At 54.8% G+C, this 26,768-nt stretch carries 12 protein-coding genes; 11 read left to right on the forward strand and 1 reads right to left on the reverse strand.

The features are described from left to right. Positions 1–260 precede the first annotated feature (260 nt). The 8 genes from asd (at position 261) to GTU79_RS31265 (ending at position 13,060) form a co-directional block, all read left to right on the forward strand. The gene (asd, locus tag GTU79_RS01830) at positions 261–1,364 is read left to right on the forward strand and encodes an aspartate-semialdehyde dehydrogenase (protein WP_203524323.1); all 1,104 of its coding nucleotides are present in this window, start codon (positions 261–263) and stop codon (positions 1,362–1,364) included. 461 nt (positions 1,365–1,825) lie between these two features. Continuing rightward, on the forward strand, positions 1,826–4,009 hold the full coding sequence (glgB, locus tag GTU79_RS01835; RefSeq protein WP_203524322.1) for a 1,4-alpha-glucan branching protein GlgB: 2,184 nt from the start codon (positions 1,826–1,828) through the stop codon (positions 4,007–4,009). An 86-nt stretch (positions 4,010–4,095) separates the two neighbouring features. Continuing rightward, positions 4,096–6,102, forward strand: a complete 2,007-nt coding sequence (gene glgX / locus GTU79_RS01840; RefSeq protein ID WP_203524534.1) for a glycogen debranching protein GlgX — start codon at positions 4,096–4,098, stop codon at positions 6,100–6,102. 13 nt (positions 6,103–6,115) lie between these two features. Further along, on the forward strand, positions 6,116–7,402 hold the full coding sequence (gene glgC, locus GTU79_RS01845; protein WP_203524321.1) for a glucose-1-phosphate adenylyltransferase: 1,287 nt from the start codon (positions 6,116–6,118) through the stop codon (positions 7,400–7,402). Between the two features lie 57 nt (positions 7,403–7,459). Further along, entirely contained in the window at positions 7,460–8,890 is a 1,431-nt protein-coding gene (glgA, locus tag GTU79_RS01850; RefSeq protein ID WP_132923776.1) for a glycogen synthase GlgA, read from the forward strand. Positions 8,891–8,916: 26 nt separating this feature from the next. Continuing rightward, on the forward strand, positions 8,917–11,364 hold the full coding sequence (glgP, locus tag GTU79_RS01855; protein WP_203524320.1) for a glycogen phosphorylase: 2,448 nt from the start codon (positions 8,917–8,919) through the stop codon (positions 11,362–11,364). Positions 11,365–11,797: 433 nt separating this feature from the next. Next, on the forward strand, positions 11,798–12,178 hold the full coding sequence (locus GTU79_RS01860; RefSeq protein WP_214513657.1) for a hypothetical protein: 381 nt from the start codon (positions 11,798–11,800) through the stop codon (positions 12,176–12,178). A 621-nt stretch (positions 12,179–12,799) separates the two neighbouring features. Next, the gene (locus GTU79_RS31265; RefSeq protein WP_214513658.1) at positions 12,800–13,060 is read left to right on the forward strand and encodes an ankyrin repeat domain-containing protein; all 261 of its coding nucleotides are present in this window, start codon (positions 12,800–12,802) and stop codon (positions 13,058–13,060) included. Between the two features lies 1 nt (position 13,061). On the opposite strand, the gene glpD is transcribed toward GTU79_RS31265, so the two are convergent. Beyond that, positions 13,062–14,573 (reverse strand): glycerol-3-phosphate dehydrogenase, encoded by a 1,512-nt coding sequence (gene glpD / locus GTU79_RS01870; RefSeq protein ID WP_203524317.1) that lies wholly within the window; start codon positions 14,571–14,573, stop codon positions 13,062–13,064. Between the two features lie 252 nt (positions 14,574–14,825). Between glpD and glpE the strand changes: the two genes are divergently transcribed. The 3 genes from glpE (at position 14,826) to GTU79_RS01885 (ending at position 26,599) form a co-directional block, all read left to right on the forward strand. Further along, positions 14,826–15,164 (forward strand): thiosulfate sulfurtransferase GlpE, encoded by a 339-nt coding sequence (gene glpE / locus GTU79_RS01875; protein WP_203524316.1) that lies wholly within the window; start codon positions 14,826–14,828, stop codon positions 15,162–15,164. An 829-nt stretch (positions 15,165–15,993) separates the two neighbouring features. Next, positions 15,994–17,670, forward strand: coding sequence for a ShlB/FhaC/HecB family hemolysin secretion/activation protein (locus GTU79_RS01880; protein WP_203524533.1), 1,677 nt, complete (start codon positions 15,994–15,996; stop codon positions 17,668–17,670). Positions 17,671–17,740: 70 nt separating this feature from the next. Beyond that, positions 17,741–26,599 carry a hemagglutinin repeat-containing protein gene (locus GTU79_RS01885; RefSeq protein ID WP_214513659.1) on the forward strand — a complete coding sequence of 2,953 codons (8,859 nt, stop codon included), beginning with the start codon at positions 17,741–17,743 and terminating at the stop codon, positions 26,597–26,599. Positions 26,600–26,768: the final 169 nt, after the last annotated feature.

Genomic DNA, 26,768 nt, shown 5'->3' on the forward strand with positions numbered 1-26,768 from the left:
ATTAATTACCTCGATTTTCAGCTTTTTAACCCATGCGCTATCAAACCTTATCCTTGAGAGTAGGTAGGATGCTAATCTACCCATTTCCTCACCATTTGGCGGATATAAGCAGCGCAGCTGAAAAATTTGCTCTAATCAAATAATTTCACTTGCAGCAATTCAATCACTTTTTGTAATGTGGTCGTTGTGTAACCTGCAAGTTCCATGCAGCCAAAACACTACCAAGTCTCTTTGTCACCCTCCAAGGCAGGACAGTTAACATGAAAAACGTTGGTTTTATAGGCTGGCGCGGTATGGTCGGTTCGGTGCTCATGCAGCGCATGGCCGAAGAACGCGATTTTGACGCCATCCGCCCGGTATTCTTTTCAACATCCCAGCATGGCCGGGCTGCGCCGGTTATTAACGGACAACAAGGGATGTTGCAGGATGCCTACTCTCTGGACGCGCTCAGCGCGCTGGATATTATCGTCACCTGCCAGGGTGGGGATTATACCAACGAAATCTATACAAAGCTGAAGGAAATCGGCTGGCAGGGTTACTGGATCGATGCCGCGTCCTCCCTGCGCATGAACGATGACGCCATCATTATCCTGGAACCGGTGAATCAGGCGGTTATCCAGCAGGGTTTGAACGACGGTATCAAAACCTTTGTCGGCGGCAACTGCACCGTCAGCCTGATGCTGATGTCCTTAGGCGGGCTGTTTGCCCATGATCTGGTGGAATGGATTTCCGTGGCCACCTACCAGGCGGCTTCCGGCGCCGGTGCCCGCCATATGCGCGAACTGCTGGTGCAAATGGGCCAGCTCCATAATGAAGTGGCCAAGGAATTGCAGGATCCGGCTTCGGCGATTCTGGATATTGAACGTAAAGTTACCGCCTTGACCCGTAGCGGCACCCTGGCGACGGATAACTTCGGCGTCCCGCTGGCGGGCAGCCTGATTCCCTGGATAGATAAGCAGCTGCCGAACGGGCAGAGTAAGGAGGAGTGGAAAGGGCAGGCGGAAACCAACAAAATCCTGAATACCGGGCATGTGATTCCCATTGATGGTTTGTGCGTGCGTATCGGCGCTTTGCGCTGCCATAGCCAGGCGTTCACCATCAAGCTTAAGCAGGATGTCGGATTACAGGATATCGAGCAGATGCTGGCGACCCACAACGATTGGGTTAATGTGGTGCCCAATGATCGTGAACTGTCGATGCGTGAATTAAGTCCGGCTGCGGTCACCGGCACGCTGAAAACGCCGGTGGGCCGTTTGCGTAAGCTGAACATGGGACCGGAGTACCTCGCGGCGTTTTCCGTGGGGGATCAACTGCTATGGGGCGCGGCTGAACCATTACGCCGCATGCTGCGCCTATTGGCCTGATCTTCCCCCGCCATCTATACACCGGTCCCAGGGCAGGGGACCGGCTGACGCCTGCTTGGTTGAACTTTCTTTGTTCCACGTCAATATATTAATAAAACTTAACAATCAATCTTCTCCTCTGTGATCAATCTCGACTTATTGCAATGATTAACAATAGAAATCTTGCAGCGAAGTGATGAATTTTCAATAGTTTAATAAATGATTTAAATTTTCATTGTTGAGTATTAATCTTTCCTTTAAACCTTTGTCTATGCTTATTATTGGATGGGTATGGTTATGCCCACAGTGAAATAATCCTTTGAAGGGATTTCTGAGCATGCTGTCATCCCCCATTTTTCTTGCCGACACGGTCGGCAAGGATCGCTGCGCTTTGGGGAAACTGGGATGTGTGATGAAAGGATACGAACTGAATTTTTTGGAAATATTCTTTTATTTCATGGAGTAATCTAAGGAAGAATACCATGTCGGGATTTCCGGGCCATGAGGTCATCACAGCTTTGGTTTCAGGACGTTATGCGGATCCATTTTCAATTTTGGGTATGCATCTCACCAGCGAAGGATTGGAGATCAGGGCGTTATTACCAAACGCCAGTGCCGTGACATTAATTGAAAGTAAAACCGGACGTAAAATCACGGAATTAAACTGTGAAGACGACCGCGGTTTTTTTTCGGTGTTATTAAGCCGGCGCAAAAAACCGTTTCGCTATCAATTCGCCGTCACCTGGCACGAGCATACTTATATTATTGAAGATCCATACCGTTTTGGTCCCCTATTGCAGGACATTGATAGCTGGCTGCTGGCGGAAGGCACCCATTTACGGCCCTATGAGCGCTTAGGCGCCCACCCTGACGTTTTAGACGGGGTTGAAGGCATGCGTTTTGCGGTCTGGGCGCCCAATGCCCAGCGCGTTTCAGTAGTGGGCCAGTTCAATTTTTGGGACGGCCGGCGGCATCCCATGCGGCAGCGGCGCGAAAACGGTATTTGGGAACTGTTTTTACCGGCGGTAACGATCGGTCAGCTGTATAAATATGAAATCATCGACTGCAATGGCGAAACCCGCCTGAAAGCGGATCCTTATGCCTTTGAAGCGCAGATGCGCCCGGAGACCGCTTCGGTCACGCGGGGAATACCTGCCATTGCCGATGGAGATCCGGCCAGGAATGCAGCCAACGGGCGCCACCAGCCCATTTCCATCTATGAAGTGCATTTAGGCTCATGGCGCCGTCATGTGGAAAACAACTACTGGCTCAGCTACGGTGAATTGGCCCAACAACTGGTGGATTATGTCAAATACATGGGCTTTACCCATCTCGAACTGTTGCCCATCAATGAGCATCCTTTCGACGGTAGCTGGGGCTATCAACCCTTAGGTATTTACGCGCCCACCCGGCGTTTCGGCACGCCGGAGGATTTCCGGCTGTTTATCGACGCCGCGCACCAGGCAGGCATCAACGTACTGCTGGATTGGGTGCCCGGCCATTTTCCCGGCGATGAATTCGGCCTGGCGAAATTTGACGGCACCTCCTTGTATGAATATGCCGATCCCCGCGAAGGGCTGCATCAGGACTGGAATACCCTGATTTATAACTACGGCCGCAACGAGGTGCGCAACTATCTGGCGGGCAATGCTCTGTTCTGGCTGGAGCGGTACGGTATCGACGGGTTACGGGTGGATGCCGTGGCGTCGATGATCTATCGCGATTATAGCCGGCCGGCGGGCCAATGGGTGCCTAATCATTACGGCGGCAATGAAAATCTCGAGGCCATCGCTTTCCTGCGTTACACCAACCATACCGTCGGCACCCAGCGGGACGGCGCCATTACCGTGGCGGAAGAATCCACCTCGTTTTCCGGCGTCACCGCGCCCCCGGATTCGGGTGGGCTGGGATTCCATTACAAATGGAACATGGGCTGGATGAACGATACGCTGCGCTATATGCAGCTGGATCCGGTGCACCGCAAGTATCACCATCATCAAATGACCTTTAGTATGGTCTATGCCTACAGTGAAAATTTCGTCTTGCCGCTTTCCCACGATGAAGTGGTGCATGGCAAGCAATCCATTCTCAATCGCATGCCTGGCGATGTCTGGCAGAAATTCGCCAACCTGCGCGCGTATTACGGCTTTATGTGGGGCCATCCGGGCAAAAAACTGCTGTTTATGGGCAATGAATTCGCCCAATGGAAAGAATGGAACCACGATGTCAGCCTGGACTGGCACCTGCTGGACGATACCGACAGCATGCACAGCGGCGTGCAGCGGCTGGTGCGGGATCTAAATCAATGCTACCGGCAGCATTCACCGCTCTATGATCTTGATTACCGCTATGACGGTTTTGAGTGGCTGGTGGCGGACGATGCGGAAAATTCGGTGTTCGCGTTTTTGCGCCGCGACAGCCATGGCAATGAAATGATCGTCGTCAGTAACTTTACTCCGGTGCCGCGCCTGGGATATCGCATCGGTATTCCGACTCCCGGCCGCTGGCGCGAGGTGCTCAACACTGACTCTCAGTACTACAACGGCAGCAATATGGGCAACAGCGGCGAGCTGCACAGTGAACAGGTCCCCAGTCACCACCGTGAGCATTCACTGCTGCTCACCGTGCCGCCGCTGGCGACCATTTTCCTGGTCAGGGAGGCGTGATGATCCCACGGCCCGCCGGTTCCCCGGTCCTACAGGAAGCTGGCTTTGACGGTGAAGGCGGATTGCCCGCAGGCTTTGCCGCGCCGATGGCGGACGCTGACCACGGTGAAAATGCGATATCCGCCGGCGCCGCGTCGCCGTTAGGGTCGAGTTATAACGGTAGCGGGGCAAATTTCAGCCTCTATTCCGCCCATGCCGAACGGGTGGTGTTATGCCTGTTCGATGAACAGGGGCGGGAGAGGCAAATAGATTTGCCCGGACGCACCGGGGATATCCGGCACGGCTATCTGGCCGGCGTAAAGCCCGGCCAGCGATACGGCTATCGCCTCTACGGCCCGTTCGAGCCCCGGCAAGGGCATCGATTCAATCCGGCCAAACTGGTCATCGATCCCTGCGCCCGGGCGCTGGACGGCAAGGTGCCCGATGACCCGGCCCTGAACGGCGGCCTGGCGCAGCCTGATACCGCCGATAGCGCGTCGGCGATGCCGAAATGCCTGGTGGTGGATGAGCGTTACGACTGGCAGGAAGACGAATTCCCCGCCGTGCCCTGGGGCGAAACCGTGATTTATGAAGCCCATGTGCGGGGATTGACCCGATTACATCCGGACCTTCCGCAGTCGGTGCGCGGCACCTATGCCGGCCTGGCGCATCCGCTGATGATTGACTATCTGCGGCATATCGGCATTACCGCCGTGGAGCTGTTGCCGGTGCAGTTGCATGTCGATGAACCGCGCCTGCAGCGGCAGGGCCTGCGCAATTACTGGGGGTATAACGTGCTGGCGCCTTATGCGGCGGAGCCGGGTTACGCCTCCGGCCTCGACGGTAAAAGCGCCCTGGATGAGTTCCGCGATATGGTGAAAGCACTGCATCGGGCGGGCATCGAAGTGATTTTGGACGTTGTGTTCAATCACAGCGCGGAACTGGATGTCGAGGGACCTACGCTCTCGCTTCGCGGTATCGATAATGCCGCTTATTACTGGCTGGATGAAGACGGCGATTATCGCAACTGGACCGGTTGCGGCAACACCCTGAACCTGAGCAGCCCGGCGGTCACCGCCTGGGTGCTGGACTGTCTGGCCTTTTGGCGCCGGACCTGCCATGTGGACGGCTTTCGTTTCGACCTGGGCACGGTGCTCGGCCGCACCCCGGATTTCGTGCGCGACGCGCCGCTGTTTGCCGCGCTGCGGGACAATCCAGACCTTGCGGGCTGCAAGTGGATTGCTGAACCTTGGGATATCGGGCCCGGCGGCTATCAGGTGGGACAATTCCCGCCGCCTTTCGGCGAATGGAATGACCATTTTCGTGACGATATACGCCGGTTTTGGCTGCACGGCGATGTGTCGCTGGGAACGTTCGCCCGGCGTTTTGCCGCCTCCAGCGATCTCTTTGGCGGCCAGGGGCGATCCCCCTGCGCCTCGGTGAATATGCTGACCGCCCACGACGGTTTTACCCTGCAGGATGTGGTGAGCTACAACGAAAAACATAATCAGGCCAACGGTGAAAGCAACCGCGACGGGGCCGGCGATAACCATAGCAACAACCATGGCCAAGAGGGACCCAGTGCTGAACCCTCGGTCCGGCAGGCGCGGCGGGATAGCCAGCGGGCCTTGCTGGCAACGCTGTTGTTGTCCCAAGGCGCGCCGATGCTGTTGGCGGGAGATGAACTGGGCCACAGCCAGCAGGGCAATAACAATGCCTATTGCCAGGACAACGAATTGACCTGGCTGGACTGGCGGCAGGGGGATCGGGAATTGGCGGACTTTACCGCCGCCCTGATCCGCCTGCGCCAAAAGATACCCGCCCTCACAGACGATCGCTGGTGGCGGGAGAACGATGAGCAAACGGTACTTTGGTTAAATAGCCGCGGGCAGGCATTGAGCGCACAAGAATGGGAACAGGGCGAACGCCAAATGCAAATCCGGCTCTCCCGAGATCATCTCTTTGTGATCAACGCCACGACAAAAGCCTGTGAAATGACCTTACCTGAAGGGAAGTGGACGTTAATTGAACCGTTCAAACGCCCAGAACAACCGGGATCGGCCGACCACTTTTTCGTGGAAGCCCGTGCGGTTTATGTGCTGGTAAAACGATAATAAGGAGTCGGCCATGGTTAGGTTTGAAAGTAGTGACCCGGTGATGTTGGCCAGACAATTACCCATTCAGTCCGTCGCGTTGATTCTGGCGGGCGGACGTGGTTCGCGTCTGAAGGATCTGACCGCTAAACGCGCCAAACCGGCGGTACATTTTGGCGGAAAATTCCGCATCATTGATTTTGCGCTATCCAACTGCCTGAATTCCGGCATTCGCCGTATCGGCGTGATTACCCAGTACCAGTCCCATACCCTGGTGCAGCATATCCAGCGCGGCTGGTCTTTCCTTAATGAGGAAATGAACGAATTCGTCGATCTGCTGCCGGCACAGCAGCGCTTCGCCACCGAAAACTGGTATCGCGGCACGGCGGATGCGGTGTATCAAAACCTGGATATAATCCGCCGCTACCGCGCCAAATATATCGTCATTCTGGCGGGTGATCATATCTATAAAATGGACTACTCCCGCCTGCTTATCGATCATGTGGAAAAGGGGGCGAAATGCACCGTGGCCTGTTTGCCGGTTCCGCGTCATGAAGGCAGGGATTTTGGCGTGATGGCGGTTGACGATGAGTATCGGGTGCTGGATTTCGTGGAAAAACCGGCGGATCCGCCGGCCATGCCCGGTTCGCCGGATCAGGCATTGGCCAGCATGGGCATCTATGTCTTTGATGCCGATTATCTTTTCCAACTGCTGGAAGAGGACATGCTCATCGACAGCTCCAATCATGATTTCGGCAAGGATATCATCCCGAAGGTCACCGCCGCCGGAGAAGCCTGGGCGCACCCCTTTACCCTATCCTGTGTCTCCTCCGCCGAGGATGATTCGGCGCCGCCCTACTGGCGCGACGTGGGCACCCTCGACGCCTATTGGCGCGCCAATCTCGACCTGGCATCGGTAACGCCGGAACTGGACATGTACGATCAGCAATGGCCGATCCGTACCCATATGGAGCCGCTGCCGCCGGCCAAGTTCGTGCAGGATCGGGCCGGCAACCATGGGGTGACCCTCAATTCGCTGGTGTCCGGCGGCTGCATTCTCTCCGGAACCCATGTCATGCATTCCGTCCTGTTTCCCAGGGTGAGGGTGAACTCATTTTGCACCCTGGATGAAGCGGTGGTGCTGCCGGATGTCAATGTGGGCCGCTCCTGCCGGCTACGGCGCTGCATTATCGATCGCGCCTGTTCCATTCCCGAAGGCATGGTGATCGGGGAGAACGCCGAAGAAGACGAAAGACGATTCTATCGCTCTGAAGAAGGAATCGTACTGGTGACACGCAAAATGCTGGCGAGTCTAAATTAATTAAGCCGATTACGTTTGCGGTCATAGAACAGCAATAAGATAAGAATGGGAGCGATAATGCAGGTTTTACATGTATGTTCCGAACTTTTTCCCCTACTGAAGACCGGGGGGCTGGCGGATGTGGTCGGCGCTTTGCCCGCCGCGCAAATTATCGAAGGCGATGATGTGCGGGTGCTGCTGCCCGCGTTTCCGGATTTACGTAAAGGCATACCGGATACCCGCATCGTGAATCAGTTCGATGCGTTTAACCAGCACGTCACGTTATTATACGGCCGGTTTAACGGGGTCGGCATCTATCTTATCGATGTCCCCAGCCTCTATGACCGTCCGGGCAGCCCGTATCACGACCAGGATCAGTATGCCTATATGGATAACTACCTGCGTTTCGCGCTGCTGGGCTGGGTGGGCAGCGAAATGGCCACCGGACTGGACAGGACCTGGCAGCCGGATATCGTTCAGGCCCATGACTGGCACGCCGGATTGACCTGTGCCTATCTGGCCGCCAAAGGCCGGCCGGCGAAATCGGTGTTCACGGTGCACAACCTGGCCTACCAGGGGCTGTTCTCCCCGCGCCACCTGCCGGAGCTGGGGTTGCCCGAGGGCTATTTCCAAACCTACGGCATGGAGTTTTTCGGCCAGATATCCTATTTGAAAGCCGGACTGTTTTTCGCCGATCATGTCACCACCGTCAGCCCTACCTATGCCAGGGAAATCACCCAGCCGGCGTACGGCTACGGCATGGAGGGGCTACTGCTTTCGCTGCAATCCCAGGGGCGCCTGACCGGTATTCTCAACGGCGTCGACGACGCTATTTGGAACCCGACCCACGACCCCATGCTTTCCACCCGTTATAACCGCGACGTGCTGGAAGCCAAGGTTCATAACAAACGCCACTTGCAAACCGCCATGGGCCTGACGGTGGATGAAAAGGTTCCCCTGTTTGCCGTGGTCAGCCGCCTCACCAGCCAAAAGGGACTGGATTTGGTGCTGGAAGTCCTGCCGGATTTACTGGACCAGGGCGGCCAGCTTACGCTGCTGGGGGCCGGCGACGCCACCCTGCAACAGGGATTCCTGGCGGCGGCGGCGGAATACCCCAGCCAGGTGGGTGTGCAGCTGGGCTATCACGAAGCCTTTTCCCACCGCATTATCGGCGGGGCGGACGTGATTATGGTTCCCAGCCGTTTCGAACCCTGCGGACTGACGCAGTTATACGGCTTGAAATACGGCACATTACCCCTGGTGCGTCGCACCGGCGGGCTGGCGGATACGGTGACCGACAGCTCGCTGGAAAACCTCTCAGACGGTATCGCCAGCGGTTTTGTGTTTGAGGATGCTACAGCGGCCGCTTTACAGCGGGCAATCCGTCGGGCTTTTGTGTTATGGTCAAGACCTGCCCTATGGCGCTTTGTTCAGCGACAGGCGATGGGGCTGGATTTTAGCTGGCATGTCGCCGCCCGGGCTTATCAGTCTTTGTATCAACGCTTGTAGATATTCACTGATGGGGAATGAATGTCATGAACTCACCGTTTATTTATGCCTCACCCACGCTCAGCGTTGAAGCGCTGAAACATTCCATCGCGTATAAGCTCATGTTTACCATCGGCAAAGATCCTTCCGTGGCCAATAAACATGAATGGCTGAATGCGACGCTACTGGCGGTGCGGGATCGCATGGTAGAGCGCTGGCTGCGTTCCAACCGCGCCCAGCTGTCACAGGATGTGCGCCAGGTATATTATCTTTCGATGGAGTTCCTGCTCGGCCGGACGCTCTCCAACGCGCTGCTGGCCATGGGCATCTATGACGACACTAAAGCGGCCCTGGAGGATATGGGGTTTGAGCTGGACGATTTGCTGGAAGAGGAAAACGATCCGGGGCTGGGCAACGGCGGATTGGGGCGGCTGGCCGCCTGTTTTCTGGATTCCATGGCGACCCTGGCGTTGCCGGGACGGGGTTATGGTATACGTTATGAATACGGCATGTTCAAACAGAATATCATCAACGGGCAGCAGGCCGAATCGCCGGATTACTGGCTGGAATACGGCAACCCGTGGGAGTTCATGCGCCACTCCACCCGTTATAAAGTCCGTTTCGGCGGACGAGTCCAGCAAGAAGGCGCCAAAACCCGCTGGGTAGAGACGGAAGAGGTCCTGGCATGCGCCTACGACCAGATCATCCCCGGCTTTGATACAGACGCCACCAATACGCTGCGGCTGTGGGGAGCGCAGGCCAGCAACGAAATCAACCTGGGCAAATTCAACCAGGGGGATTATTTCGCCGCGGTAGAAGATAAAAACTTTTCTGAAAACGTCTCTCGCGTGTTATACCCGGACGATTCCACCTATTCAGGCCGCGAATTGCGCCTGCGCCAGGAATACTTTTTAGTTTCCGCCACGATGCAGGATATCCTGAATCGCCACTGGCTGATGCACCAAACCTTCGATAATCTGGCGGATAAAATCGCCATTCATCTTAACGATACCCATCCGGTGCTTTCGATCCCGGAATTAATGCGTTTGTTAATCGACGACCACAAATTCACATGGCAAATGGCTTGGGATGTGGTCTGCGACGTTTTCTCCTACACGAATCACACATTAATGAGCGAAGCGCTGGAAACCTGGCCGGTGGAAATGCTCGGTAAAATCCTGCCCCGGCATTTACAAATCATCTTTGAAATCAACGACCACTTTCTGAACGGGGTGCAAAAACTGATACCCGATGACTCCGCCCTGCTGGCCCGGGTGTCGATTATTGACGAGAATGACGGCCGGCGGGTCAGAATGGCCTGGCTGGCGGTGATTGCCAGCCATAAAGTAAACGGCGTGTCCGCCCTGCACTCGGAGCTGATGGTACAATCTCTTTTCGCCGATTTCGCCCGTATTTACCCCGATCGTTTTTGTAATAAAACCAATGGCGTTACGCCGCGTCGCTGGCTGGCGCTGGCGAACCGGCCGCTGTCGGCGGTGCTGGACGAGAATATCGGCCAGACCTGGCGTACCGATTTAAGCCAGTTGGAAGAGATAAAAGGCCAAATCGATTTTCCGGCTTTTATCCAGGACATTCAGAAAGCCAAGCTGAGCAACAAACGGGCCTTGGCTATCTATCTGGCGCGGGAGCTGAATGTCGTCACCGATCCGGCGGCCCTGTTCGATGTGCAAATAAAGCGTATTCATGAATATAAACGGCAGTTGCTGAACGTGCTGCACATCATCACCCGTTACAACCGTATCAAACAGGATCCGGATCTGGATTGGGTGCCGCGGGTGAATATCTTTGCCGGTAAAGCCGCATCGGCTTATTACATGGCAAAACATATTATCCATTTGATCAACGACGTTGCCGCGGTGATCAACAGCGATCCGGTGGTGAAGAACCGGCTTAAAGTGGTTTTTATCCCCAATTACGGCGTGAGTTTGGCGCAGTTGATCATCCCGGCGGCGGATCTGTCGGAACAGATCTCACTGGCGGGCACTGAGGCTTCCGGCACCAGTAATATGAAGTTTGCCCTCAACGGCGCGCTGACCATCGGCACGCTGGACGGCGCCAATATCGAAATGGGCGAACGCATGGGGGAAGAAAATATCTTTATTTTCGGCAATACCGCCGAACAGGTGGAGGAACTGCGGCGTAAAGGCTACAACCCGCGCCAGTATTTTGAACAGGATGCGGAATTGAACCAGGCGTTAACCCAGATTGCCACCGGCGCCTTCAGCCCCGGAGAACCCAACCGTTATCGTAACCTGTTCGATACCCTGGTCAATTTCGGCGATCATTACCAACTGCTGGCGGATTATCGCAGCTATGTGGATACCCAGGATAAAGTGGATATTCTCTATCGTAATCAGGACGAATGGGCGCGCCGTTCGGTAATGAATATCGCCAGCATGGGATATTTCTCCTCGGATCGCACTATCCAGGAGTATGCCGATGAAATTTGGCATGTGAAGCCCATCAGGTTATAGTAAAGAAACCGCTGGCGGAATCGGGCTAAAATCTCTTTTCTTCGCCAGCGGCAAAGGGTAAGTTCGGCATCACCAGGTTAAACTAAAGGCGTCAAGGGTAATGTTCGCCATGCCTGTCGTTATGAGATGAAGCTCCAGGCAGTTGAATTAATTAATGTCGGATATATTGCCGAAGCTTTTTAACCACACTTCCGATGGTCAAATGGTTTCCGCTTGATATTTTAACAATGTATAATATGTGGTCGCCAATAAAATAGGGTTAGTAGATATAGAATATAATATATTGATGTAATTATCATTTTATGAACAAACTCATTTATTCAAGAAATATCATAAATGATGCGCAAGGAATGTTCATAAAGCGCAGGCAGTTGTTTTTTAAAAGTGATTACCTTTTGGGATGTGAAAAATTATACATGGAGTAATAAGAGAAATGATGACTTACGAAGTTAATTATTCATGTCTGGAACCGAACAGAGTAGGCAAAGCTAATGATGATAATGGAAATAATAATCCGACATTTGTAAAATCCCTAGTAGGTGTAAGTTCAAGCCCTTGCGGTGAGCATTTTACAATGTTGCCTGCTGAAATGGTGGCAGAAATTATGATCCGTCTGCCAATAGTAGATGTATACCGTCTGGCAAATCTTACGAATACCACATGGCATCAAGCGAGGTTTATTATCTCAAAACGGGATGCTTTAGAAAAACAAGAATTATTGCGCACAGTGCATTCATTAAATAATTCTAAAGCATTGAAAAATGATAAAATTAGGTGTAGATCATTTTGGCGAGTATTATCAAGGCGCAGGTAATTTTAAAATTAGTCTCTCAGAAATAGTGATAAGTTCAAAAGAAACACTATAATCAAACTACTTTTAAAAAATAAAAAATTTAAAATCTCTTAACGAAGAGCACATTGATTTTTATCGAAGGCTGTCTATCTTGCTGTCTTATGGGGAACGCTTACGCTTTTGAAAAGCTACTCGCTATCCCTGGATATAAAAAGTTATGCGCACAAACGCATTTAACGCATTTGGTGACTCACACCTGCATGCTGCGGTGAGAAGCAAAAGTCTCGAGATGGTTAAGCTGGTTTTAAAGTCCAATATTTGCGATATTAATGAAAAAACCCTCAGGGAGAAACCCTCTTCAAAGCTCATGCTGGCTGAAATCTAAAGAAATCTGTAAATATTTATTGCAGATTAAAGGTATTGAACCTAAGATTCATAGTCGCAAGCATTCATTTGCAGAATTTGTTTTGTTTATAAAGAACGACGAGCTTATTGAACTAATGCTAATGCGGACAGATATAAGTTGGAAATTTATAGATAGAGGAGGTAATACTGCGCTCCATGGCATAATGCATTGCGAAAATGCAACCATTATGCACATGTTTTTAAAAAACGTAAGCTTGATATTAATGCTCGGAATTTTTGAGAGAAACTGCACTACATATTGCAACACGAAAATACTTTGCCGAAGGTATAAAAGCACTGCTTGGAAATTCCAATATTAATGTCAATGCTAAAGATCATGAAAATAGGACCCCGTTGGATATTGCATTACACAATGAATATGAGGATGCAATAAATATGTTGATATTCCATCCTAGGATAGTCTTTTCTAAGGCTAATAGGGACACCTTATCTGCTTTTGGAGCTATACTCCGCCCCCGCTATCCCAACCGACCCTGATTCAGGAGGCCAAAGAAAGGTTTCGTCCGCCACGGGAATGGCGGGCCAGCCACTCGGCTATATGCTGTTTTTGGCTGGCGTCGAGCCACATGCCCAGCTTGGTGCGCCGCCAGATGGCATCATCAATCGTCACCACCCATTCATGCGCCACCAGGTAATTCAGCTCCACCTCATACAGGCCGTGGCCGAAGTCTTCGCCGAGATCCATCATACGGGCGGTTCCCTTCAGCAGCAGTTCGCTTTGGCTGCCGTAGGTGCGGCTATACCGGCGCGCCAGGCTTTCCGGCAGAAAAGCGAATTTACGCCGCAGGGTGGCGGCATAATCATCCCGATCGCCATGGAGATCGCCGCCGGGCAATATCGCGCCTTTGGTCCAGGCTCCGGATGCGGATGGGTAATACTTCGCCAGCTTGTCCAAGGCATGTTCCGCCAGCTTGCGATAGGTGGTGAGTTTACCGCCGAACACCGACAGTAGCGGGGCTTTGCCGTGTTCGTCGGTTACCGACAGGGTATAATCGCGGGTTACCGCCTGGGGAGAATCGGATTCATCATCACAGAGCGGCCGGACGCCGGAATAGGTCCAGGCAATATCTTGGCGGCTTAACGGCTTTTTGAAATGGGCATTATAGACATTCAATAGATAATCGATTTCGTTTTCATCAATGGTCACTCCCTTCGGGTCGCCGTGATATTCCACATCGGTGGTGCCGATAATGGAAAATTCATCCAGCCAGGGGATGACAAAAACGATGCGGTGATCTTCGTTTTGCAAAATATAGGCCTGCTGGCCGTTATGCACGCGTGGCACCACGATATGGCTGCCCTTGATCAAACGGATGCCGTATTGAGACGGCAGCTTCAGGCTGTCATCAATAAACTCCTTCACCCAAGGGCCGGTGGCGTTGGCCAATCCCTTGGACTGCCAGGTCAGGGTTTTGCCGGTTAAGGCATCCAGCGCTTCAACATGCCATAGGCCTTCTTTACGCCAGGCACGGGTCACCTTGGTCCGGGTACGCACCTCGCCCCCTTTGGCAAGCACTTCCTGCGCATTGGCCACCACCAGCCGCGCATCATCCACCCAGCAGTCGGAATATTCAAAACCGCGCACAATCGACGGTTTCAAAACGGAATCCGCGCCAAAACGAATACCTCTGCTGGCCGGCAGGCTGGTGCGTTTGCCCAGATGGTCGTACATAAACAAGCCGAGGCGGATCATCCAGGCCGGACGAAGATGGGGGCGATGGGGCAGACGAAAACGCATCGGGAAAGCGATATGCGGCGCCATTTTTAATAAAACTTCCCGTTCAGCCAGGGCTTCGCTGACCAAACGAAATTCGTAATGTTCGAGATAGCGCAAACCGCCGTGAATAAGTTTGGAACTGGCGGATGAGGTTGCGCAGGCCAAATCATCTGCCTCCAGCAGCAGCACGGAGAGTCCGCGCCCGGCTGCATCGGCCGCAATGCCGGTCCCATTGATGCCGCCGCCAATCACAATCAGATCTTTGGTTTCCACAATCGCTTCCTCCAGATGTTCGAAAATGGTTCTTTTATTTTCGTTTTCGCTCAAGATTGTAATCGAAAACCAACATCTATGCCAAGTCTCTGTTGAAAATTTAAACTTATGCGTGATGGAGGTAACAGTTTCACCGGATCTGCTAAAAGGAATCCCTATGGAAAAAGGCTAGACGCCGGTGGAAGGATTGCTAAACTGGAAAAGCCCCGTGTGGGGGAAAATCTATGACTTCAAGCGGGGCGGCGGAGCACTATGGAACTTTTTGAGTCGATAAGCGTAGAGCAGGCCCGTCAGCGTTTGCAGCAGGGCGATGCCGAATTGGTGGATATCCGCGATCCGCAAAGCTATGCCGCCGGGCATACGCCGGGAGCGTTTCACCTTACCAACGATACTCTGGGCGCATTTTTGCAACGGACCGACCCCGAACGTCCGGTCATGGTCATGTGCTATCACGGCAACAGCAGCAAGGGCGCCGCGCAATATCTGCTGCAACAGGGTTTAAAAGCGGCCTACAGTATCGACGGCGGATTTGAAGCCTGGCGAAATGCCTTTCCCGGTGAAATCGCTGTCGCCGAATCAGCACAGTCATAAGGCCGGCCCTATCCCCTCGCCCCATCCTCGGCCTGTTGGCGGTGACGGCGAGCGGGGTGGTTAAATCGCTCATCACTCTGCGCCATTTTTCCATAATAGAAATTGACCGCCCGGCATTAACTTATTATGATAATTTCCTCAATATAGCATTTAGCGCAACAGACGAATTTTTATGGAGGATATATTATTTATTTCGGTTACTTTAAATTAAATAAAAATGTTTTACCTATAAATATGATAAGGCATTATCGAATAGCTAAGGGACGCTGGAAAGATAAATTAAGCGCATCGGTGTGCGTCTATTATTATCGCCAATATTATAAATAAAGATCATCTTCTTGTGCCTAATATAATGTTACTTAAAGATAAATCAAACTTATCATCATGTATCCGCTAACCTTTTCTACTTGGAAATTGAGGCTCATTCAAAAACCTCCGTTAACATGGCCATCAAGATAAATAAGAATACTGATAATAATAGTTATGAAGTTCCATAAATAAAGCTGTTGTCAATATTTCTATTAATATGAGGTGCTAACAATGTAAAAGATCATTTTAGGCTTATTACTCAATGCCAATATTGCATAAATTAATAAATACCATGAGAAAAGATGCTCTAATAAATATAATATTAGATATCTCATGACTTTCATAAAACCAATTGCACTGTTTATCATCTCCCGCTAAATCAAATATCAGGTAAAGAGAGACGATAATCTTTTCCAGGGAATCAAAGGATATTTCTATGCTAGGACGGCATTATCATTTCTTGCCTGCCCGTTATTCTGTGCCGGCCAGGGTGTCGTTATGGCCGGTGCTGCTAAGGCCAATGTTGTTATGGTCAATGCTGCTATCGCCGCTCTGCTCTTTTCAGGCCTCCGCCAGCCAGGGCGGCGGACAAGATATGCACCAGCAGGCGCAGCAAAAGGCCCTTGAACGGCAATTAACGCCGCAGGCGCCGGATATCACGCTTTTCGCACCACCTCCGGACCGTTCGGCGCTGGTTTTTCCCACTGAATCTCCCTGCCAGATAATTCATCGCGTCACGGTGGAAGGCACCGACGCCTTGCCGCGCTGGCTGCGGCTCAAGGATTTGACCGGGCATGCACAGGGCCATTGCCTCGGCACCCAGGGGATCAATCAATTAATGGCCGCGCTGCAAAACCGGCTGACCGATCATGGCTGGATCACTACCCGCGTATTGGCACCACAGCAGGATCTGCGCAGCGGGAATCTCAAATTGGTGATCTTACCCGGCCAGGTGGGTGAGGTTCGCTTTAGCGATGATTCTTCAAGTCACGCCGCCTTAGTAAATACTGTCCCGGCTCGCAAGGGTGATCTCTTAGACCTGCGGGATATCGAACAGGGCCTGGAAAATATGCAACGGTTGCCCACGGTAAAAGCCGTTGTCGAGCTTAATCCTGGACAGCTTGCCGGTGAAAGCGACATCCGTATCCACCGCAGCCAATCGAGCTACTACCGTCTGGGAACCTGGCTGGACGACGGGGGCACCCGGGCCACCGGACGCTACCAAAGCGGCCTGATGCTGGCTCTGGATAATCCATTGTCCTTCAGCGATTTGTTTTACGCCACCCTGGGCCGGGATTTAGGTTTCGCCGGTAAAAAACAAATTAAAACCTATGGCGCCCATTATTCGGTGCCGTTCGGCTATTGGCTGTTCAGTATCAACGGCGGCCATTATGACTATACCCAGAACGCGACGGAAATCGTAACCGGCAGCCTGCATCAGAAACGCTATCAGGGCAACAGCGGCAATCTGTCGGCGCAGGTAAAACGGGTGGTGCACCGCGGCGCCAGCTATAAAACTTCGCTGTCCTATGACGTCATGGCGCGTAAGAGCCGAAATTATTTCAATAACAACAAGCTAAGTAACGAAACACGACACACCAGCGCCTGGCGGATGGGATTATCCCATCGCCACCATATCGGCGCGGCAACTCTGGACGCGGGATTGAGCTATCAGCAGGGCACCCGCTGGTTCGGCGCTGAACCCGCCAATGAAGAACTCACCGGCACAGGCACCGCGCTGGGGAAAATCACCCGCTGGTCCGCTCTGCTCAATGCACCCTTCTCCCTGGGGAGTGAACGTTTTCGCTACGTGGCGCAATACAGCCACCAATTGAGCCACAGGCTCCTGACGCCGCCGGATCAATTCGCCATCGGCAACCGCTGGACGGTGCGCGGTTTTGACGGCGAGCGCACCCTCAGTGCCGATAACGGCTGGTATCTGCGCAACGATATCGCCTGGCGCACCCCGGTGCCGAGCCAGGAACTCTACCTAGGTATCGACTACGGCGAATTGCACGGAAGAATCGATCTTAAGTCCCCCGGCCGGCGCCTGGCGGGGGGCGTAACCGGGTTGCGCGGCGCCTGGCCCGCCGCCGGGCTTTCTTACGATGTGTTCACCGGCATCCCCCTGTCGAAACCGGACGGATTGGGAACCGACGGGCTCGCCTTCGGGTTCAATCTGATTTGGCAGCACTGAATCATCGATTGTTAATCCCGCAAATTACATGAACGCGGTATTGGGTCGGCAAGGAAACCAGGAAGACGCAATGAACAAAAATCTGTATCGAATCATTTTTAACCAGGCGCGCGGCATGCTGATGGTGGTGGCGGATATCGCTTGCGCCGGTCATGTATGCTCAGGGCGGGGCCAACCTGGGCGGATACTACCGAAGGCGGGTCGCCCCTGCCGGCTGGCGACGCTGAACTTTTGTTTGCTGATGGCTTTCGGGGGCATTTCATTTTCCGCCCGGGCCGGCTTCGCCGTCGACCCCCATGCTCCCGGAGATCAACAGCCCAATATCACCCAAACCGCCAACGGCATTCCGCAAATCGATATCCAAACGCCCAACGAACACGGACTTTCCCATAATTCTTTCAGCCAATTTGATGTGGATCCGTCCGGTGTGATCCTTAATAACAGCCGGGAACATACGCAAACGCAGCTCGGCGCTCTAGTGGACGGCAATTCATCCCTGGCCCGTGGCGAGGCCAGCGTGATACTCAATGAGGTGAATTCCCCCCACGGAAGCCACCTAAACGGTGCTATCGAAGTGGCCGGCCGCCGCGCGGACGTCATTATTGCCAATCCCTCAGGCATCACCTGCGACGGCTGTGGGTTTATCAACGCCCATAACGCCACCCTGGCCGCCGCCCAGGCGCTGGTGCAGGACGGCCGGCTAAAAGGCTTTGATGTTGAACGCGGCGAGATCGTGTTTGAAGGCCGCAACGTCAACCTCAACACCAATCACGCTTTGCTCATAGCCCGTGCCGTGCGGGTCAACGTCGAGGTTCAGGCCGGCGAGCTGACCCTCACCACCGGACGCAATGTAACGGACAGCCGGGGCAACGTCACCCACAAGAAAGCGGATAACGAGTCCCCTTCCCGCTATGCCCTGGATGTGGCGGCGCTGGGGGGCATGTACGCCCGTAAAATACAGTTGGTGGGCAATGAACACGGTCTGGGGGTGCGCAATGCCGGCCATATCGGCGCCGGCGTCGGTGAAATTACCCTCACGATAGCAGGCCGGCTGGAAAACAGCGGCTCGATCTCCAGCGCGTCCGATCTGCATATCACCGTGGTGGACGACGTGCATAATCCGGGGCGCATGTCATCCCAAGGCGATGTCGTTCTGCAGGTGGCCGGTGAGTTAAACAGCAGCGGCACCATAGCGGCCCGCGGCGCTATTTCCGCCAACTCGGCCAGCCTGCGCAGCGGGAAAGGAAGTGTCTGGGAAGCCGGCCGGGATGAGCAGGGCAATGCAACACCGGCAGGTCATCTGCTGCTGACCGCTTCCGGCGCCATCACCCTCGGCGGCGACAATCGGACTAGCGGGACACTGACGGCGGCGGGTTCGACCCTCGACTTGTCAGGCAGCCAAACAACGGCGCCGCGGATAAATCTCAGCGCATCCCAGGGCGAGACCCGTCTGACCGGCGCCGTCGTCCATGCCCCGGGTGGCTCGCTCACGATTAACTCTCCTCAGGGAATCAATAGTGAGAACGGCAACCTGGTCGCCCAAGAGATAACCCTCACCACCGCCACCCTGAGCAATAAAAAGGGCGTCATTCACCAAACCGGATCCCAGGATTTGATCTTGGCGATTCAATCCCCGTCCGATAGCTCAGCCCCTCAGCCTTCGGGTTCCGGGGTGCGCAATGGCGGTATTCAGAATAACCAGGTAATTGATGGCGATAGCCCACAGGACGTCGTATCTCCCGATATTGCCGTCACGCTGAATAATGCCGGCGGCATGATACAGACCGCAGGCAATGTCACGGTGGTCACCGGACGCCTGGCCAATACGGACGGCATGATACAAGCGGCGGGAAACGCGTCGGTGATGGCGAAGACTATTGACAACCAAAAAGGCAAGCTGCTTTCTGAAGGGAATGCCTCGGTGGCCGTTTCAACGCTTGCCAACCAGGGTGGCGTCATTCAGGCACCGGATCGCGTCAAGATCAATGCCGGGACGCTGGATAATAGCGCCGAAGGCCGGATAGTTACGAAAGGCGATGGCGAGATAAAAGCCCGATCCCTGGATAACACTCAGGGCTTGATAGACGTCAGCGGCAACCTGAAGATACATGCCGGAACGCTGGACAACCATGCCGGTAAAATTCATACCTTGGGCGCCGCGGTAGTGGATGCCACGGAGCGGCTGGACAACACCCATGGCGAGTTACATGCCGCCGGCGTCACGCTGGGTATCGGCACACTGTACAACTATGCCGGTGAGATACACTCCTCCGGCTTTGCGGTCATAAACAGCGCCATAGAGCTGGACAATAGCAAGGGCGAGATCCGTGCTGACGGCGACCTCACCTTGAAAACCAATGCACTGGACAACAGCGGCGGAAAGCTTTTTTCCCTGGGAGACACCCATCTTATCAACGCCAATCCGACCCTGGTTGGCGCTTTTATCAATGCCGGCGGCAGTATCCAGGGCAATCGGCATCTGGATATCGACACCGGCGCAATGGGCTTTGACAACCGGCAAGGTACGCTAACGTCTTTAAATACCCTGCAGGTGAAAGCCTCCGCCCTTGATAACCGGAACGGCCGGATTTACGTGGTGGACAAGGCAACCCTGCTGATTGGCGAACGGCTGGACAACGACGCGGGAACGATTCAGGGCGGCAACCAGCTAGCCATCCGTGCCGACGAGGTGATTAATACGAATACCCGCCGGGACCAACTGGGCATTCAGGCCCCACGAATGCACATCAACGCCCGGCGGCTGGATAATGCAAAAGGCTCGCTCAAAGGCGGGGAACAGCTTGAGGTCACCCTCACCGAGACGCTGGACAACCGTCAGGGACAGCTGTCCGCCAAAAAAATCAAGCTTGGGGATGATGTTTTGGGACATCGGCTGGAAGCGGACAATGACGGCGGAGAAATGATTGCCGAGGAACAGGGTTTCTACCTCCTGCGCCGCCTGACGGGTGGCGGTCGAATCAGCTCGATAGGGGATTTGGTTATCGGGCTGCAAAACGATTTCCACCTTACCGGCGAGATAAATGCCGGCGGCAATTTGACGCTGAATACAGCGGGCAGTATCCGCAATGATCATCTCTTAACCGCCGGCGGGATATCATTCCTCGACGCCGCCACATTGATGAATAACACATCGGCGCACCTCAAGGCCGGTGATTTGCAGCTCACCCTGCCCGGTACGCTGAGCAACCATGGTCAAATCGAGATCGGTACAGGGGAGCTTAGCGCCCAATCCTTAAACAATGCGGCAGGGGCGACCCTTAAAGCCGATGAGCTGCGGCTCACTTTACAAAGCGGCCTGGATAACGGCGGCGTGATCAACGCCGGCACCACTCGGCTCAATGCAGCATTCCTGAACAACGCCACGGCGGCGCAAATCCACGCCAAAGCTTTGTTACTCACGCTGCGGGACGGACTGGAAAACAGCGGGCTGATTAACACCGCTAAAGGCCAGCTCAACGCGCAATCCCTGGTCAATGCATCGGCGGCAGAAATCACCGCCGCCGACCTGCACCTTACGCTGCGCGACGGACTTGATAATGTTGGCCTGATTGACGCCGATACATTGCGTCTTGAAGCTAAAGCGCTTTCCAACGTCGGTAGCGGGCGCATTTTCGGCGATCATGTCGCCCTGCGAACCGATCGTCTGGAAAATCACGCCCAGGAAGGCCAGGCAGGCGTTATCGCCGCCCGTGAACGCCTGGATATCGGCGCCGGCCATATCGACAATCGCGATAAGGCACTGATTCTCAGCAACGGCAATATGTCCATCGGCGGCGGACTGGATGCCGATGGAAAAGCAACGGGCCGGGCCGGCAGCCTGGTTAATCATGACGCCGAGATAAACGCTGACGGCGATATGACCATAGCCGCCCGTGAAATCACCAACAGCAACGGCGGTATGGTCCTGACCAGGGTTTCCAGCAAAGAAAACCGCCATGAAGCGGTATTAAAGGGCAAGACTACCCGCTACGACTGGAACAACGTCAGGCGGAAAAAAGAAGCCTACGGGGTTCACGAAGCCTATATGCCTGATGGCAGCCACAACAATAACTTTTATGAATACCGCTATACCCGCCATATTACCGAAGATGCCGTACAGGAAAGCAATCCGGCGAAAATCCTGGCCGGCGGCCTGCTTACCGTAGATGCCGAATCCTTTATCAATCGCGACAGCCAGGTGAGCGCCGGTGGTGTCATAGACGCCAAAATCGGCGATCTGCGCAATGAATCGGCTCAAGGCGAACGGATCACTCAGGATCTTGGCAGGCAAACGCGCTGGTATGCAAAAAAACATAAGAAAAAGATGGGTGGCACCAAAACGTCCCAAGGTAGGGACGGCAGCAGATATCGTCCCATCCCCATCAGGGAAACCATCGACTTAAAAACCGCTGCCTGGAAGGAGAACACCCGTAGCGATTCCGGCTCACCTGAGACCCGCCCAGCGCTTAGCGGCCTGTTCGGGCGCATTCGCCATAACGACGAAGAGTCATTTACCGAGCATTGGAATCACTCGCCCTTTAAGGCGCCAATCCCGCCGGAGGGTCCGGAGCAGCTGTTTTTCCGCCCGCTGGATTTGGCAGTCGGCGAGTTTTATGAGAATCCCTTGCCACCGGTGTTAACTGCCGGCAATACCTGGACGCCGGCGGTGCGCGTTATGGTGCCGGAGGTCCGTCTGCCTGCCAGCAGCCTGTTTAGCCAGCACCCCGGTCCGGCCAACCCTTATCTGGTTGAAACCAATCCTCGATACACCCAGTACAAGCAGTGGATCGGCCTGGATTATATGCAGCAAAAAATGAAATTTGATCATAACTATACCCATAAACGCCTCGGCGACGGCTTTTACGAGCAACGCCTGGTGCGGGATCAGGTGCTTAACCTCACCGGCCAGCGGTATCTCGACGGTCACACCAACGATAACGAACAGTTTAAAGCACTGATGAACGCCGGTGTGCAATATGGCAAGGCTTTTAATCTGACGCCGGGGGTCATGCTCAGTCCCAGCCAGATGGCGTTGCTCACCACTGATATGGTGTGGCTGATAAATCAGGATGTTACCTTGAAGGACGGCAGCACACAGCGGGTGCTGGTGCCCCAGGTCTACGCCAGAGTGGGCAAAGGCGATCTGTCCGGCGACGGCGCACTGTTCTCCGGCCAGGACATCAAGCTGGAGGTGGCCGGCAACCTGGACAACAGCGGCGGCATCACCGCTCGTGAAACCCTGAAAGTGTCCGCGGAAAACGTTTCCCTCAGCGGACAGATGGCGGCCAAAGACATTGACGTACAGGCTAGGAAGGATATCAATCAGACCGGCGGACGCCTGTTCGGCGGCGACAGGCTCTCGCTGCTGGCCGGACAGGATATCCGCATCCAGTCCACGGCGCGCGGCGAGCAGGACAATCGCTGGCTGGATCGAACAGCGGGCATCTACGTACAAAATCCGGGCGGCGCGCTTGAACTCAAAGCCTTGAACAATATCACCCTCACCGCCGCCGATATCGCCAACCAGGGCGAAAGCGGGCGCACTGAGATCACGGCGGGCAATGATCTCAAACTGTATACGCTGCGCACCGCCAATACCGACAAGGCGTATTGGGACCAGGACAATTATCGGCTGGAAAGCCAGCGGACAGACGCGGGTACCCGTATCACCAGCGGCGGTGGCCTTGCCCTGTCGGCGGGACGGGATGTCAGCGCCAGCGCGGCCAATATCGACGCCGCGCAGCGGCTGGATCTGGATGCGGGGCGGGATATCACCCTGTCGGCGGGCCGGGCGGCTACCTCGGTTGTCGAACATATGAAACAAAGCAGCAGCGGCATGCTGTCGTCCATGTCCCTGGAAACCCATGACGAAGTCCATAGCCGACAGGCCCTTGGCACCTTGCTTAGCGGAGATGAGATCAGCCTTAATGCCGGCCGCGACCTGACGGTTACCGGCGGCGGCATCGCCGGCACCCAAGATATCGCTTTAACGGCCGGCAACAACCTGACCCTGACCACAGCCCTGGAAACTCATCATGAAAATCACTTCAGGCAGGAGCAGAGCTCAGGCCTGATGGGCAGCGGCGGCATCGGTTTCACCGTGGGTTCTGAAAGCCTGACACTCACCGATGATACCCTCCTCCACCAGCAAAAAGGCACCCTGGCGGGCAGCGCCGAAGGAAGCGCCACGCTGAGCGCGGGCGGGCGGCTAACCGTCCACGGCAGTGAACTGATCGCCGGTAACGGCATGGCTCTCAGCGGTGCTGACGTCGATCTTACCGCCGCTGAAAACAGCATTATCCAGCATCAAACCATGGAACAGAAAAAAAGCGGCTTCACCCTGGCGCTCTCCGGCACGGTGGGCAGCGCCATCAACAGCGCAGTGGAAAGCGCACAGCAGGCGGAAAAAACCGATAACTCCCGCCTGGCGGCCCTGCAGCGCGCCAAGGCGGCGCTGAGCGGCGCACAGGCGGTACAGGCCGGACGCATAGCGGCGGCCCAGGGCGATTCACCGGAAAACAACAACACCATCGGCGTCAGCCTCTCTTACGGCAGCCAGAGCGCCAGATCCGAACAACGCCATGAACAGCGCATGGCCCAGGGCAGCAGTCTTAGCGCCGGCGGCGCAATGACCGTCACCGCCACCGGCCGGGGCGGCGGGGGCGATATCATTTTACAGGGCGGTCAGCTTAAGGCGGGCAGCGATATCAGCTTCAAGGCCAAGCAGGATATCCATCTGCTTTCCGCCCTGAGCCGGGAAAAAACCGAGGGCAGCAACAGCAGCCAGGGCGGCTCGGTGGGGGTGGGCATCGGCGTCGGCCAGGGCGGCTTCGGCATCAGCGTGTTTGCCGGTATCAACAAAGGCAAAGGCAGCGAGAAAGGCAACGGCACCTTCCATACCAACGCCCTGCTGGATGCGGGACGGCAGGTCCGCCTTGAAAGCGGACGCGACGCCATCCTGTCCGGCGCGCAGGTCAAGGGGGAAACGGTGAAAGCCGATATCGGCCGCCATTTGCTGTTGCAAAGCCGGCAGGACAGCAATGACTACGATGCTAAACAGCAGAACGTCAGCGCCGGCGGTAGCTTCACCTTCGGCTCCATGACCGGCTCGGCCAGCGTCAACGTCAGCCGGGACAAGCTACGCAGCAACTACAGCGCGGTGCAGGAACAGACGGGTCTTTTTGCCGGCCAAGGCGGGGCGGATATCCGAGTGGGCGAACACACCCAACTGGACGGGGCGGTTATCGCCAGCGCCGCCGACGCAAGTAAAAACCGGCTGGACACCGGCACCCTGGGCTTCAGCGATATTCACAATGAGGCTGAGTTCAGCGCCGAACACCAAAGCATCGGCTTGAGCAGCGGCGGCCCCATCGGCGGCCAGTTCACCGGCAACCTGGCCAACGGCCTGCTGTCGGGGGTTAACCGCTCGGGCCATAGCAGCAATACCACCAGGGCGGCGTTCAGCCCCGGCAGCCTGCTTATCCGCAATCAGGCGGAGCAAAGACAGGATATCGCTGCCCTGAGCCGGGATGCGGAGCACGCCCACGAGACTTTAAGCCCGATATTTGATAAAACCAAAGAGCAGGAGCGGCTGCAACAGGCCGCGCTGCTGGGGGATATCGGCAATCAGCTGATAGATATCGTGCGCAGCGAGGCGGCCATCGGCGCTCTCAACGTCGCCAACAAAAGGGCGGAAAACATCAGCGAGGCGGACCGTCAGGATGCCCGTGATGCGCTGGCAAAGGGTAAAAACCCCAACGAAACCCCAACGGATAAGCAAATCAAGGACTATATCCGTGGCAATGCCTATAATCAGGCATTGTCGGAATCGGGATTCGGCACCGGCGGCGGCAACCTCAAGGCGCTCACGGCGGTGGTTGCGGCGGCGCAGGGACTGGCGGGCGGTAATCCGGGCCAGGCGCTCGCCGGACTGGCGGCGCCGTATGTGGCCACGGAGATAAAAGAGCGTTTCGACACCGACACGGCGCGTATCACCGCCCATGCGGTGGCGGGCGCCATGCTGTCGCATCTGCAAGGCCACAGCGCCCTTGCGGGCGGCGCGGGGGCGTTAAGCGCCGAGGTGGCGGCCAAGGGAATAACCCACTATCTGTATCCGGGCATCGAACCGGGACAGTTGACGGAAAAGCAAAAGGAGACGGTCAGCGCCTGGAGCAGCATGGTAGGCGGCTTGGCCGGCGGATTGACAGGGAAAGGCGGGGGAGATGTGGTGGCCGGAGCGCAGGCAGGGAAGAATGCGGTGGAGAATAACTCACTGGGCGGGGCGGCAGCGGGTTCCGGGCTTGGACTGTGGCTGGGTGAGATACCGGACTGCGATACGGAATGTAAGGCCCAACTGGCCGGGGATATCGCGCAAGGAAATGCCAAGGTGTCGGCTCATCTGGCGGGGACAATCGGTCTGGCCATGTTGCCCGGTGGAGCGCAGGTTGCTGCCGGCATCGGCAGTGGTGCGAATGCCGCAATACAATATGCTGTGGATGGTGAAGTTAGTTACACCGATGCGCTAATTGCAGGTTGGGTCGGTGGTTTAACGGCTACATCTGGTTTTGGGGTAACGGTGGGGGTGAATGCGGTTGGCGGTGCGGCGTCAAATGCTATTAAAGGGGATGACCCGTTAACTGGGGCTATAACTAGTGGGTTGGGTGCCGTAGGAGGATACGGTATCGGTAAAGGCGCAATATTGGGATCTAACGCTATCGGTAAATATGCAACCAAGGGTTGGAACCCGAAATTTGATCCTAACCATCTCAAGTACAGAGAAGTTAAGGGATTAATGGGAATCTCTAAGGAGATGTCCCCGAGCAAAATTCCTGGAGTAGCAGGCAACGTTGGATCATCAGCAGCTACGGAAATTGGTACTAAGATACTAGAAAAGCGCGTTGAGAAGCTGAAGACTCAAAACGATGAATAAATATTCTCAGTACAATGTCTTATTACCACAATGTATATTTATATTTTGTGCATTTGTTATTGGGATGATTATAATAAGCGTTATTAGTCTACTGGGTTTTGTATTTTTTAATGGGATAATTACAGGTATTTATGAATTGGATGGGGATTATATAATGTTAGCCGTTAAA

The sequence above is a fragment of the Sodalis ligni genome (assembly GCF_016865525.2).
Classification (GTDB): Bacteria; Pseudomonadota; Gammaproteobacteria; order Enterobacterales; family Enterobacteriaceae; genus Acerihabitans; species Acerihabitans ligni.

Excerpts from the sequence above, each read along its gene's own strand:
- asd (WP_203524323.1), top strand. The coding sequence starts at position 261 with ATGAAAAACGTTGGTTTTATAGGCTGGCGCGGTATGGTCGGTTCGGTG.
- glgB (WP_203524322.1), top strand. The coding sequence starts at position 1,826 with ATGTCGGGATTTCCGGGCCATGAGGTCATCACAGCTTTGGTTTCAGGA.
- glgX (WP_203524534.1), top strand. The coding sequence starts at position 4,096 with ATGGCGGACGCTGACCACGGTGAAAATGCGATATCCGCCGGCGCCGCG.
- glgC (WP_203524321.1), top strand. The coding sequence starts at position 6,116 with ATGGTTAGGTTTGAAAGTAGTGACCCGGTGATGTTGGCCAGACAATTA.
- glgA (WP_132923776.1), top strand. The coding sequence starts at position 7,460 with ATGCAGGTTTTACATGTATGTTCCGAACTTTTTCCCCTACTGAAGACC.
- glgP (WP_203524320.1), top strand. The coding sequence starts at position 8,917 with ATGAACTCACCGTTTATTTATGCCTCACCCACGCTCAGCGTTGAAGCG.
- GTU79_RS01860 (WP_214513657.1), top strand. The coding sequence starts at position 11,798 with ATGATGACTTACGAAGTTAATTATTCATGTCTGGAACCGAACAGAGTA.
- glpE (WP_203524316.1), top strand. The coding sequence starts at position 14,826 with ATGGAACTTTTTGAGTCGATAAGCGTAGAGCAGGCCCGTCAGCGTTTG.
- GTU79_RS01880 (WP_203524533.1), top strand. The coding sequence starts at position 15,994 with ATGTTGTTATGGTCAATGCTGCTATCGCCGCTCTGCTCTTTTCAGGCC.
- GTU79_RS01885 (WP_214513659.1), top strand. The coding sequence starts at position 17,741 with ATGAACAAAAATCTGTATCGAATCATTTTTAACCAGGCGCGCGGCATG.